Annotated in this window: 11 protein-coding genes; 6 read left to right on the top strand and 5 right to left on the bottom strand. The window is 53.1% G+C overall.

The features are described 5' to 3' along the window. The first annotated feature begins 1 nt into the window (after position 1). Together OGY18_RS03620 and OGY18_RS03615 are read left to right on the top strand one after the other, a co-directional pair. Positions 2–1669 (top strand): O-antigen ligase family protein, encoded by a 1668-nt coding sequence (locus OGY18_RS03620; protein WP_286551765.1) that lies wholly within the window; start codon positions 2–4, stop codon positions 1667–1669. A 1-nt stretch (position 1670) separates the two neighbouring features. Then, the gene (locus tag OGY18_RS03615) at positions 1671–2390 is read left to right on the top strand and encodes an EAL domain-containing protein (protein ID WP_286551763.1); all 720 of its coding nucleotides are present in this window, start codon (positions 1671–1673) and stop codon (positions 2388–2390) included. Between the two features lie 15 nt (positions 2391–2405). On the opposite strand, the gene OGY18_RS03610 is transcribed toward OGY18_RS03615, so the two are convergent. The 3 genes from OGY18_RS03610 to fadE all read right to left on the bottom strand — a co-directional run bounded on the left by OGY18_RS03610 (position 2406) and on the right by fadE (position 6317). Continuing rightward, positions 2406–2816: a Spy/CpxP family protein refolding chaperone gene (locus tag OGY18_RS03610; protein WP_003830819.1), complete on the bottom strand. Its 411-nt coding sequence runs from the start codon at positions 2814–2816 to the stop codon at positions 2406–2408. Positions 2817–2994: 178 nt separating this feature from the next. Next, a complete protein-coding gene (locus OGY18_RS03605) occupies positions 2995–3762 on the bottom strand; it encodes an amidohydrolase (protein ID WP_003830820.1) in 768 nt (255 codons plus the stop codon). A gap of 110 nt (positions 3763–3872) precedes the next feature. Further along, complete coding sequence (gene fadE, locus OGY18_RS03600) at positions 3873–6317, bottom strand: acyl-CoA dehydrogenase FadE (RefSeq protein WP_003830821.1); 2445 nt, start codon at positions 6315–6317, stop codon at positions 3873–3875. Between the two features lie 239 nt (positions 6318–6556). Here fadE and lpcA point away from each other — a divergent pair, with 239 nt between their 5' ends. After that, positions 6557–7138: a D-sedoheptulose 7-phosphate isomerase gene (gene lpcA, locus OGY18_RS03595; protein ID WP_286551762.1), complete on the top strand. Its 582-nt coding sequence runs from the start codon at positions 6557–6559 to the stop codon at positions 7136–7138. A 111-nt stretch (positions 7139–7249) separates the two neighbouring features. Then, a complete protein-coding gene (locus OGY18_RS03590; RefSeq protein WP_148362411.1) occupies positions 7250–8017 on the top strand; it encodes a class II glutamine amidotransferase in 768 nt (255 codons plus the stop codon). Here OGY18_RS03590 and dpaA read toward each other — a convergent pair. Next, entirely contained in the window at positions 7988–8728 is a 741-nt protein-coding gene (gene dpaA, locus OGY18_RS03585; protein WP_003830823.1) for a peptidoglycan meso-diaminopimelic acid protein amidase, read from the bottom strand. The two genes, OGY18_RS03590 and dpaA, sit on opposite strands and share 30 nt — an antisense overlap. Positions 8729–9059: 331 nt before the next feature. On the opposite strand from dpaA, the gene dinB reads away from it, so the two are divergent. Beyond that, complete coding sequence (dinB, locus tag OGY18_RS03580; protein ID WP_286551761.1) at positions 9060–10115, top strand: DNA polymerase IV; 1056 nt, start codon at positions 9060–9062, stop codon at positions 10113–10115. A gap of 200 nt (positions 10116–10315) precedes the next feature. On the opposite strand, the gene pepD is transcribed toward dinB, so the two are convergent. Continuing rightward, positions 10316–11773: a cytosol nonspecific dipeptidase gene (gene pepD / locus OGY18_RS03575; protein ID WP_174785110.1), complete on the bottom strand. Its 1458-nt coding sequence runs from the start codon at positions 11771–11773 to the stop codon at positions 10316–10318. Positions 11774–12034: 261 nt separating this feature from the next. On the opposite strand from pepD, the gene gpt reads away from it, so the two are divergent. Then, positions 12035–12493, top strand: a complete 459-nt coding sequence (gene gpt, locus OGY18_RS03570) for a xanthine phosphoribosyltransferase (protein ID WP_003031380.1) — start codon at positions 12035–12037, stop codon at positions 12491–12493. Positions 12494–12567: the final 74 nt, after the last annotated feature.

Below are 12567 nucleotides of genomic sequence, written 5' to 3'. Positions count from 1 at the left end.
CATGATGAACGTACTGAATCGCATTGCGCCGCTGCCTGCGCAGAAATTATTGCTCAGTATTAGTCTGTTTTTTTGGTGTGGGGCCATGCATCTCTACTGGCCGAACAACGGCGGCAGCGGTCTGTCGTTGCCGCTTAATATTACGAGCTGGATCTACGCTGTTGTACTGGCTGCAAGCGTATTGATGCTGGTGCCTCGTCAACGCTGGCGCATCACTGTGCCCGCTGCGGGTTTTACAGTCGGGGCGTTCATCCTGACGTTGCTTTGCCTGCTAACGCCTGATGTCTGGCAGGCCGAGGCACTGCTGGTGGCGGGGGCGTTACTGGGCGGTGTGAGCGTCTATCTGGTCACATTACAAATTCCGCTCACGGCAAACACCCTGACGGCACTGCTGGCTCTGCTATGGGGAGCGTGCGTGATTGAATGTCTGGCGTTTGTCTATCAGTACTGGCATTTGCCGGGCGTTGATTACTGGGAGTTTGCCTGGCGGCGCGGTACGCGACCCTACGGGATATTTCAGCAGGTCAACCTGATGGCCAGCTTCACGGCATGCGGTGTGCTGCTGTCAGCGCCGCTCTTTTTACGTCTGCACCGCGGGTATCGAATTGCCATTGGAATAGGCCTGGTAATGATGGGATTTGTACTGCATGAATCTCAGTCGCAAACCGGCTACTTGTCTCTGGTAGTCGGTGAAGTGCTGCTGCTGGCGGTTTTCCCGGCGCAACGGCGCACGCTACTGCTGCTTCTACTGCCGCTGGCGTTAGGCGTGGTGATAGGGGCAACGGCCCGCCATTTTTTGTCTGTGGTCACGGTCGATCATCTGACGACTTCTCAAGTGCGCTGGACGGTGTTGAAAACGTCGCTGGCATTATTTGTCGAACGCCCGTGGATGGGGTGGGGCGTGGGCAGTTTTGCTGCCGTGTTTCTCGAACGCGCGGGGCCATTGGGGCTGGGCAGCATTTCGCATCCGCACAACGAACTGGTGCTGTGGCTGGTGGAGGGCGGTCTGGTTGGGCTTGCGGGGGTACTCTGTTTTATAGCGGGTGGTTTCTGGCTCTGGCTGCACGGTAATTGCTGGCGTCGCGCCTGCCTGGTGGCGGCACTGCCGGTGGTTATTCATATGTTGACGGAATACCCCGTCAGGCAGTCAACGCCACACTGGCTGCTGTTGATCCTGTTGCTTCGATGTGCAGACAGCGCGCGAACGGGAATACGCCTGGTGCTTACGTCAACGTCGCTGATTCGCGCGGCAGGGTTTATCTCGTTACTGACCGTCGCGCCATTGCTGCTTCTCACGCTGCACACGCAACAGCAATTGACGCTGGCGGAGAGGCAGTCAACGCAGTGGCGTCTTGCCGAACCGCTCCCTGTCGGAGGCTGGCTTCTTACCAGTCGCTATCGGTTTGATGTCCAGATGGGGTATCTGCAACGGTATCAGCGTACCCGGGACGCACGTTGGCTGGAAGCGGTTCGCCGCTGGGCGCCTGATTATGTGCGCGTTCACCCAGACCCTAATGTCTCCTTCACGCAAATCTTACTAGCGTTGCACCAGCGCGACCTGGTCGAGGCGCATCGTTTGGCGACGCGCTTTTGCCTGATATACCCAAACGATCGCCGTATCCCGTGGCTGCAGGATGCACGACGTCCTTTTAATAAAATAATGGAATGATATGAACAGATTCAGTGAACAGGCCCGTTATGTGCCAGAACTTCCCCGCAACGCCGAATTGCTGCGGATCACCGGGATCCGTTTGCAGCGCATTCATTTTTTTGATGACGCATCGCTGGATGTTTGTGAGGTGTTAAGCCAGGTACGCACACCGCTCCCACTGGATCTGTTTTTCAAGCACCTTTCCATCACGGCAAAACAGCAGCTTTTTCTATGGCAAATGCAGCGGGTGCTGGCCCTCTCGGGAAGCTATTCGCTGAATTTATCCGTCAGGATGCTGACCAGTCTGTCATGGATCACGCGTCTCACAAAGCAGGGGCATCAGGGGAGGATTGTTATTGAGATTCAGGATCCGGGCTCCATGATGCGCCTGGATAAGGCAGAGCAGCAGGCCGTATGCATTGCCGTAAAAACGCTGGTGCGTAACGGGTTTCGCGTGTGGCTGGATGATGTTTCGCCTGAGCTATTTTTTGTCTGGCGGCTGTCGGGCATCCGTTTCGATGCCATCAAAATTGAAAGTGGAATGTTTCATCAGTTCAGAACATCGGAGTGGCAGTTGAGGGTTCTGGTCAATCAATTTCGTGGGCTGGGTGAACGGGTTGTCATTGAGGGGGTAGAAACACCACAGGATTATGCCATTTGCCGTATGAGCGGCGCAGATGCTGTACAGGGCTTTCTGTTTGAGCAGGAAATTTTACCGAAAAGCCTGAATCATTGCTGACTCAGGCTCTGAAAATTACTCGCTCAGCGTCTGTGCGATATCTTTTTGCACCTGCTGGCGCTGTTCTGGGGTCAGCACTTTGTTCAGGTCAAAATAGTATTTTACGCGATAATAACGCGCCTGCTGTTCGATGTTGCTGAACGCAGAAAGCTGTTTCTGAACGGCAGCTTCATCCCATTTCCCGGACTTGATGACGTCAATCAACGCGCCGTCTTTAACATCTTTCACCGAAATCTGGCTGACGTTGGTTTCAAGCTGCTGGTGCAGTTTTTTAATCTGCGCCACCTGGTCGTTGGTCAGCTTAAGATGCTGAACGACAGGGTCCTGAGCTGGAGCAGGAACATTGGATACGTTTGCTGCAAGCGTACTAAAAGAAGCGCCCGCTAAGGTAGCCGCCAGCAAAGTCATGCGTAAGAAGTTCTTCATGTCGAGATCCTGATAAGGGAATTATTAACATTGTCAGTCACTCGCTGGTTGCGAGTGATTATCCTTTGCAGAATACGATGCCCGCCGCATGTCGCCACGCGAATTTGTTTTGCGGTTGGTTACGGAGTGAAACAATCCCGCCACGGAAAACGTTGTGCAGCGGGAGTGAAGGCGATAGTTATAGCGTGAACGGGTCGGCGTCTTGCCAGGCGGGAAACTTCTCGCGATACTCGCGTAGCGCTGAGAGTGACAGTTCGGCGTCAATGCGTGTGGCCTGATGCGGCTCGGCGGTGGCAATAATCTCACCCTGCGGATTAATCACCCGGCTGTCACCGCGATAATGATGACCGTTACCGTCTGTGCCCACGCGGTTACATCCTGCTACATAAGCCTGGTTCTCAATCGCCCGTGCGGCAAGCAGAAGCTGCCAGTGCAGCGAACGCGGCGCAGGCCAATTGGCAACATACAACGCCAGGTCGTAATCGTTGCGATTGCGCGACCATACCGGAAAACGCAGGTCATAACAGACCAACGGCAGAATGCGCCAGCCGCGCCATTCAACAATAACGCGCGCGTCACCCGCATGGTAATGCTGATGCTCGTCCGCCATGCGGAACAGATGGCGCTTGTCGTAGAAATGCACATTACCTTCGGGCTCAACCAGAAAAAAGCGGTTTACCGGGCCACGTTCAGACTGGGTAGCAGCGCTGCCCGCGATCAGGGCGTTGGTCTGTTGCGCTTTGGCACGCATCCAGCTTACGACTTCTTCTTGCGGCAACGATTTATTTGCCGCTTCCATGGCAAATCCGCTGGTAAACATCTCGGGCAACACGATGACATCACGTCCGGCGACGGTTTCCAGTTGTCGGTCAAAATGGCGCAGGTTGGCCGGGCCATCCATCCAGATCAAGGGTTGTTGCAGCAGAGTAATTTTCAAACCAGGCACGATCGAGGCTCCTCGTTGAACAACATTTTGACACTGTAGCATGAGCATTAATGAAAATGTGGCAATAAAAAGCCCCGCATTAAGCGGGGCTAAACGTTGTGCGTATATCGTTATGCGGCTTCGACTTTACGCACTTTCTCTGGCAGCTTTACCGGCTGAGTCGCCAGCTCCTCGGGTTCAAAGTCATCCACGTTGATACTGCGCAGGCGGCTCGCTTCAGCTTTCACCAGAATCGCGGCTTCATCTTTATCAATCAGCCCTTTCGCCAGCGCATTGTGCGCCAGTTCGTCGAGACGGGTAAATGGCAGGTTTTTACCCAACTCTTTACAGATCCGCTGGTGGATAGGGTCGGCTGCAATCACGTCCAGCAGCGCCTCTTCCAGCAAACCAACCGGGTTATGCTCGCTTGGCGTCAGATATTGACCACGACCAATACGAGAACGAGTCGCGCTCGGAACCTGCAAAATCTTCGCAACTTTATGGTCCAGCTTGTCAGACGGAGCGTCGTAGTGGCGACCGGTCGGGAAGATAACCACGTTCAGCAAGCCCGCGACCAGACGGTTCGGGAAGTTTTTCAGCAGATCGTCCATCGCCTGTTCCGCTTTGTACAACGCATCCTGTACGCCCCAGTGAACCAACGGCAGGTCTGCTTCATTACGGCCTTCATCGTCATAACGTTTCAGTACCGCGGAGGCCAGATACAGCTGACTTAACACATCGCCCAGACGCGCGGAGATACGTTCACGACGCTTCAGACTGCCACCCAGTACGGCCATGGACACATCTGAAAGCAATGCCAGGTTGGCGCTCAAGCGGTTCAGGTGCTGGTAGTAACGTTTGGTCGCATCGCCGGTTGGCGTGCTGCTGGTTAAGCCACGTGTCAGACCAAGCCAGAAGCTGCGTACTTTGTTACTGCCAACGTGACCGATGTGTTTGAACAGCAGCTTGTCGAACGCATTCACATCGTTACTCTGTGCCGCAGCCATCTCTTCCAGAACATACGGATGGCAGCGAATCGCACCCTGACCGAAGATCATCATGCTACGGGTCAGAATGTTGGCACCTTCTACGGTAATGGCGATTGGCGCACCTTGATAAGCGCGGGCGAGGAAGTTGCTTTCGCCAAGCATAATGCCTTTACCGCCAGTGATATCCATCGCATCAATGATTGACTGCTGCCCGCGGTGGGTACAGTGATATTTCACGATAGCCGACAGCACCGCCGGTTTTTCACCCAGCATAATGCCGTAGGTAATCAGTGATGCCGCAGCGTCCATCACGTAGGCGTTACCGGCAATACGTGCCAACGGTTCTTCAATACCTTCCATCTTACCGATGGAGATTTTGAACTGGCGACGAATGTGTGCATAAGCGCCGGTGGCCATCGCGACCGATTTCACGCCGCCCGTCGAGTTAGACGGCAGGGTAATACCACGTCCCACAGACAGACATTCCACCAGCATGCGCCAGCCCTGACCGGCCATTTTCGGACCACCGATGATGTAATCAATCGGTACAAACACATCTTTACCGAGGGTCGGACCGTTCTGGAACGGCACGTTCAGCGGGAAGTGACGACGCCCAATTTGTACACCTGGCGTTGAGGTTGGGATCAGCGCACAGGTAATGCCGAGATCTTCTTCACCACCCAGCAGTTTTTCCGGGTCGGAGAGTTTAAATGCAAGACCCAGTACCGTCGCGATAGGCGCCAGCGTGATATAACGTTTGTTCCAGGTCAGGCGCATACCCAGCACCTGCTGGCCCTGCCAGTCGCCCATACAAACCACCCCGGTATCAGGGATGGCGCCTGCGTCGGAGCCTGCTTCTGGGCTGGTCAGAGCAAAGCATGGGATCTCCTGACCGCGAGCCAGGCGCGGCAGGTAATGATTTTTCTGCTCTTCGGTGCCGTAATGTTGCAGCAGCTCGCCTGGGCCTAATGAGTTAGGCACGCCAACGGTGATCGCCAGGATCCCGGAAACGCCGGAGAGTTTCTGCAGAACGCGAGCCTGAGCATAGGCTGAGAATTCCAGCCCGCCGTACTCTTTCTTAATGATCATCGCGAAGAAGCGGTGTTCTTTCAGATATGCCCACAGTTCCGGCGGCAGATCCGCGAGTTCGTGAGTGATCTGGAAGTCGTTCGCCATGCGGCACGCTTCTTCCACTGGACCATCAATAAACGCTTGTTCTTCAGCGGTCAGATGCGGCTGAGGATAGTTATGCAGTTTTTTCCAGTCAGGCTTGCCCTGGAACAGGTCACCTTCCCACCAGGTCGTACCGGCATCAATCGCTTCTTTCTCAGTACGCGACATCGGCGGCATGACTTTACGGAAACCGCGGAACACCGGCGCAGAGATCATAGATTTGCGCATCGGCGTAAAGTTAAACGGTACGAGAATAATGGCCAGAGGAACCAGCAGCCAGACTGACCACAGGCCAGCCACGCCAAGCGCAGCCGTCCAGGCGAGCAAAATTAAGCTGCTGAGGAATAAGCTCACGCGGTGATAAAACAGAACGCTGAGCAGAACAACCGTAGCGATAATACTCAAAATCATCATAACGAAAAGCTCCCTTGCTTGTAGGAGGTCTGACCACTTGTGATGATATGTTTGTAGTGGATGTAAATTCTTTTAGCAATGTGTTTACAAAATAATTACAACAAAGCTCACATTGTTGCTGTTTTAACCGGCACAAAAAATCAAAAGCGACAGCCATTCCTGTGGCTTGTACTTCTCGCTGGTAGCGCTATCCGGTACACTGCGTCTTGTCATTTACATTCATGCTGAAGGATATCCTCATGTACCAGGATCTTATTCGTAACGAACTGAGCGAAGCGGCGGAAACGCTGGCTAATTTTCTTAAAGATGACGCCAATATTCACGCCATTCAGCGCGCGGCGGTTCTGTTGGCAGACAGCTTTAAAGCGGGCGGTAAGGTGCTTTCTTGCGGTAACGGCGGTTCCCATTGCGACGCGATGCACTTTGCTGAAGAGCTGACCGGACGCTATCGTGAAAACCGTCCTGGTTACCCTGCTATCGCAATCTCTGACGTTAGCCATATCTCCTGCGTCAGCAACGATTTTGGTTACGATTATGTGTTCTCTCGCTACGTAGAAGCCGTGGGTCGTGAAGGTGATGTCCTGTTAGGCATTTCGACTTCGGGTAATTCCGGTAACGTAATTAAAGCGATTGCCGCAGCGCGTGACAAAGGGATGAAAGTGATCACCCTGACCGGTAAAGATGGCGGAAAAATGGCGGGCAGCGCGGATATCGAAATTCGTGTGCCGCACTTTGGCTACGCTGACCGTATTCAGGAAATTCATATCAAAGTGATCCATATCCTGATCCAGCTAATCGAAAAAGAGATGGTTAAATCATAAGAAGACGATTGCCGGATGGTGGCTGAAGCCTCATCCGGCCTACATGAGCGCCACGTAGGCCTGATAAGCGCAGCGCCATCAGGCAGTTCACGGTTTTAAGGTAGGTGATGTATGTGCGAACTGCTCGGGATGAGCGCAAATGTGCCAACCGATATCTGCTTTAGCTTCACCGGGCTGGTTCAGCGCGGCGGAGGGACCGGGCCGCACAAAGACGGCTGGGGTATAACGTTTTATGAAGGTAAGGGCTGCCGTACGTTTAAAGATCCGCAACCCAGCTTTAATTCGCCTATCGCCAGGCTGGTACAAGACTACCCCATCAAATCCTGTTCCGTGATTGCCCATATTCGTCAGGCGAACCGTGGCGAAGTGGCACTGGAAAATACCCATCCCTTTACCCGCGAACTGTGGGGACGCAACTGGACCTATGCTCATAATGGGCAGCTCAGTGGCTATAAATCGCTGGAAACCGGAAATTTCCGCCCGGTCGGTGAAACCGACAGCGAAAAAGCGTTCTGCTGGCTGCTCCACAAGCTGACGGAGCGTTATCCGCGCACGCCTGGCAATATGACGGCAGTGTTTAAATATATCGCGATGCTGGCAGGAGAACTGCGGGAGAAGGGCGTCTTCAACATGCTGTTGTCTGACGGACGCTATGTGATGGCCTTCTGTTCGACCAACCTGTTTTGGATCACGCGTCGTGCGCCGTTTGGCGTGGCAACATTGCTGGATCAGGACGTGGAAATCGATTTTAGCTCAGAGACCACACCCAATGATGTGGTCACCGTGATTGCCACTCAACCGTTAACCGGCAATGAAACCTGGCAAAAGATTATGCCAGGCGAGTGGGCATTATTTTGTCTCGGGGAGCGTGTAGTTTGATGCCAGTTGCGGCTGAACCACTTCGTGACTCAACGGCTTGCTGACGACGTAACGACCATCGACGACGGAGACGGTCGGTGGTTTACGTGTTTGTTCAAAGTAATCGTATCCCGGCTTTAACTGGGCCCAGAAATCTTTGTAATACGAGAACTTATGGCGCTGCATGTTGGCATCGGTCATGCGGAACGGGTAAATGCTAACCTGTACGCTGGACTGCCCGAACACCAGAGCACCGGTCACAAACTGGAAAATCTCATCAATGCCGTTGTCGGTCATTGCGTAGCAGCCGACGGAAACACAGGCACCGTGGATCATCAGGTACTTACCTTCATAACCGTGTGCGCGGTCATAGGCATTAGGGAAACCAATGTTAATCGCTTTATAGAAGCGACTATCTGGTTTCAGCTGTCCACGCTGAACGCTGTAAAACCCTTCCGGACTTTTGAAATCACCCTGACGCTGCTTCGGACCTAAGCCACCGGAATAATTACAGATCTTATAACTGTCGAGCAATTGATACTGTTCGCCCATCTTGACGTACAGATCCAAGGTTCGCTCTTCTTTGAAGATCTGGATATAAACGGGGGAGCCCATTAATTGCTGCTTATATTCTTTGCTGACAGGCGTAGTCGGGCTGCTGCTGCTCAGCAAACCGGCAAATGAAACGCACGGTAATAAAAGCATCGCAAGAAAAAATGCGATTTTACGCATACTGCTTATTCCTTGATAAAACGATCACACACGCCAGGACGGCAAAAAGAATCCCCAAATCGGATAAATCTGGATCTGGAGCGCTCACATTAGCACCAAGAGAGTTTTTCGCAAGTCTCTCGTGCGGCGTTTACACTTTAGTTTTTCTTTATACGGAAAATTGCGCTTAAAGGCAGTCAGACACTGGCGTATTTTGCTGGTTACTGCGCTTCATTGGGTCTTAATCGTGCTGGATGGATAATGGGTCAGGAACGGCTCAGCATTAGGTACAACCAGACTTCTCACAACATAAAAATACTGTATACTTAAACAGTGATGTGGGGGACAAACGATGCGTAAAATCATACATGTCGATATGGACTGCTTTTTCGCGGCGGTGGAAATGCGCGATAACCCCGCCCTGCGTGATATTCCCATTGCTATTGGCGGCAGTCGAGAACGTCGGGGGGTCATCAGCACGGCCAATTACCCGGCGCGCAAATTTGGCGTGCGTAGCGCAATGCCAACTGGAATGGCATTAAAGCTGTGTCCGCATCTCACTTTATTACCTGGTCGTTACGAGGCCTATAAAGAAGCCTCCCGCCAGATTCAGGCTATTTTCTCCCGCTATACCTCGCAGATAGAACCACTTTCGCTGGATGAAGCCTATCTGGATGTGACCGACAGCACCCACTGCCACGGCTCAGCTACGCTGATCGCTCAGGAAATCCGCCAGACAATTTTTAACGAGTTACAGTTAACCGCCTCTGCCGGAATTGCGCCGGTAAAATTTCTGGCAAAAATAGCTTCCGATCTCAACAAACCCAATGGGCAATATGTGATTACCCCTGCCGATGTTCCTGAATTTCTCAGAACATTACCGTTAGGCAAAATTCCCGGCGTTGGCAAAGTCTCCGCCGCTAAGCTGGAATCAATGGGATTACGTACCTGCGAAGATGTTCAAAAATACGACCTGGCAATGCTGCTCAAACGCTTCGGCAAGTTTGGTCGCGTGCTGTGGGAGCGCAGTCAGGGGATTGACGAACGGGACGTTAACAATGACAGGCTGCGTAAATCCGTCGGCGTGGAGCGTACGCTGGCGGAAGATATTCACGAGTGGTCGGAGTGTGAGGCGATAATAGAACGGCTCTATCCCGAACTGGAACGGCGTCTGGCAAAGGTTAAACCGGATCTGCTGATCGCTCGCCAGGGGATAAAACTCAAGTTTAATGATTTTCAGCAGACTACGCAGGAGCACGTCTGGCCGCGCTTAAATAAAGATGACTTAATTACGACAGCGCGCAAGACCTGGGACGAGCGTAGGGGAGGGCGAGGTGTCAGGCTGGTGGGATTACACGTCACGCTGCTGGATCCACAAATGGAAAGACAGCTACTGTTGGGGCTGTGACTCAGAACAATTGCCGGATGTCGGCGTAAACGCCTTATCCGGCCTACAAACCAGCGTGCAGGCCAGATGGCTACGTAACAACTTTATCCGGCCTACAAACCAGCGTGCAGGCCAGATGGCTACGTAACAACTTTATCCGGCCTACAAATCAGCATGTAGGCCAGATAAACGTAGCGTCATCCGACATTTAGCGCAGAATCTTACTTCGCCGGAATAGACTTCAGCAGTTCAGTCAGCAGCGTCCAGTAATGGCCGACGCTTTCGATATGAACCTGCTCATCCGGGGAGTGTGGACCGGTGATAGTTGGCCCGATGGAAACCATGTCCATATCTGGATACGGTTTCTTGAACAGACCACATTCCAGACCAGCGTGGATGATCTGGATATTCGGCGTTTTATTGAACAGACGCTGATAGGTTTCACGAACCAGGTGCATAACCGGAGAGTTAGCATCCGGCTGCCAGCCTGGGTATCCGCCTTTTGCCTGGGTTTTCGCGCCAGCCAGTTTACCCAGTGAATCCAGCATGCTCACCACGTAGTCTTTACCGCTGTCGATCAGGGAACGGATCAGGCAGTGAATTTCAACGTTGTCGTCAGTCATGGTGACAACACCGACGTTCAGAGAGGTCTCTACCACGCCTTTGGCGACGTCAGAGTTGCGGATTACACCGTTCGGGGTGGCGTTCAGCAGACGCACAAAGCTGTCGCGAGACTGAGCGGTCAGCGCGGCTTTGTCTTGAGTTACGGCATCCAGCAGCAGAGCCAGGTTCTTCTCTTTGGCTTCCAGTTCGTTTTTCAGGATTTCCTGATAGGTGTTGACCAGCGCTTTTAACGCATCAACTTTATCTGCAGCCACGGCGAGGGTGGCAAAGGCTTCACGCGGAATCGCGTTACGCAGCGTACCGCCGTTGAAATCAACCAGACGCAGATCCAGCTCTTCAGCGTGGCCCGCCAGGAAGCGTACCAGCAGTTTGTTCGCGTTACCGAGACCCACGTGGATTTCGCCGCCGGAGTGACCGCCTTTCAGGCCTTTTAACGTCAGCTTAAAGCTCTGGAATCCAGCCGGGATTGCTTCACGGGACAGCGGCAGGTTAGAGGTAAAGTCGATACCGCCTGCGCAACCCATGTAGATCTCACCTTCTTCTTCTGAGTCGGTGTTGATCAGGATATCTGCCTGCAGCCAGTTAGCCTGCAGACCAAACGCGCCATCCATACCCGCTTCTTCGGTCATGGTCAGCAGCACTTCCAGCGGACCGTGTACCACGCTGTCATCAGCCAGAACGGCCAGCGCAGACGCCATACCGATGCCGTTATCCGCACCCAGCGTGGTGCCACGGGCTTTCACCCATTCGCCGTCAATATAAGGCTGGATAGGATCTTTAGTGAAGTCGTGCACGGTGTCGTTGTTTTTCTGCGGGACCATATCCAGGTGCGCCTGCAGAACGACCGACTTGCGGTTTTCCATGCCTGCGGTAGCGGGTTTGCGAATCAGGATATTACCGACTTGATCGCGCTCGACGTGGAAACCTTTCTCTTGGGCCCAGCTCAGAATGTGTTCAGCGAGCTGCTCTTCATGATAGGACGGATGAGGAATAGAACAGATTTTGGCAAAAATATCCCATAGCGGTTGCGGGGATAATTGAGACAGTTCAGACACGTTGAGTCTCCTTGGCGATGTCCTACAAAACTTGCTTGCAGGCCACGGGGTTAGCAGAATTAAAAACACCACAAGTCAGGCTTGCGCGATGCGATTGAGAATACCACTTTCTCCGCTGACGGCTAGCATAAAGCATGCAAAAAGAGGCGCGGATTCCGCGAAACACTGGTTTTTAGTGCGTCAGATCTCTATAATCTCGCGCAACCTATTTCCCCCTCGAACACTTTTTAAGCCGTAGATAAACAGGCTGGGACACTTCACATGAGCGAAAAATACGTCGTCACCTGGGACATGTTGCAGATCCATGCACGTAAACTGGCAAGCCGCCTGATGCCTTCTGAACAATGGAAAGGCATTATTGCCGTTAGCCGTGGTGGTCTGGTGCCGGGCGCATTGCTGGCGCGTGAATTGGGTATTCGTCATGTCGATACCGTATGCATCTCCAGCTACGATCACGACAACCAGCGCGAACTGAAAGTGCTGAAGCGTGCCGAAGGCGACGGTGAAGGTTTCATCGTAATCGATGACCTGGTTGACACCGGTGGGACCGCCGTTGCGATCCGCGAAATGTATCCTAAAGCGCATTTCGTCACTATCTTCGCTAAGCCGGCTGGTCGCCCGCTGGTGAATGATTATGTTGTTGATATCCCTCAGGATACCTGGATTGAGCAGCCGTGGGATATGGGCGTGGTGTTCGTCCCGCCGATCTCAGGTCGCTAATCTAAAAAGTTTTCAACGCCTGGCATTTGCCGGGCGTTGTTCTTTTTGTGCTGTGTCAGGTTACACTATGCCTC

It is taken from the genome of Citrobacter sp. Cpo142, from assembly GCF_030332425.1.
GTDB lineage: Bacteria > Pseudomonadota > Gammaproteobacteria > Enterobacterales > Enterobacteriaceae > Citrobacter > Citrobacter portucalensis.
Note: the sequence above shows the minus strand (reverse complement) of the source record. Positions and strands in the feature narration are given on the sequence as shown.

Coding starts and splice junctions, on each gene's coding strand:
- OGY18_RS03620 (WP_286551765.1), top strand. CDS start 2: ATGATGAACGTACTGAATCGCATTGCGCCGCTGCCTGCGCAGAAATTA.
- OGY18_RS03615 (WP_286551763.1), top strand. CDS start 1,671: ATGAACAGATTCAGTGAACAGGCCCGTTATGTGCCAGAACTTCCCCGC.
- OGY18_RS03610 (WP_003830819.1), bottom strand. CDS start 2,816: ATGAAGAACTTCTTACGCATGACTTTGCTGGCGGCTACCTTAGCGGGC.
- fadE (WP_003830821.1), bottom strand. CDS start 6,317: ATGATGATTTTGAGTATTATCGCTACGGTTGTTCTGCTCAGCGTTCTG.
- lpcA (WP_286551762.1), top strand. CDS start 6,557: ATGTACCAGGATCTTATTCGTAACGAACTGAGCGAAGCGGCGGAAACG.
- OGY18_RS03590 (WP_148362411.1), top strand. CDS start 7,250: ATGTGCGAACTGCTCGGGATGAGCGCAAATGTGCCAACCGATATCTGC.
- dpaA (WP_003830823.1), bottom strand. CDS start 8,728: ATGCGTAAAATCGCATTTTTTCTTGCGATGCTTTTATTACCGTGCGTT.
- dinB (WP_286551761.1), top strand. CDS start 9,060: ATGCGTAAAATCATACATGTCGATATGGACTGCTTTTTCGCGGCGGTG.
- gpt (WP_003031380.1), top strand. CDS start 12,035: ATGAGCGAAAAATACGTCGTCACCTGGGACATGTTGCAGATCCATGCA.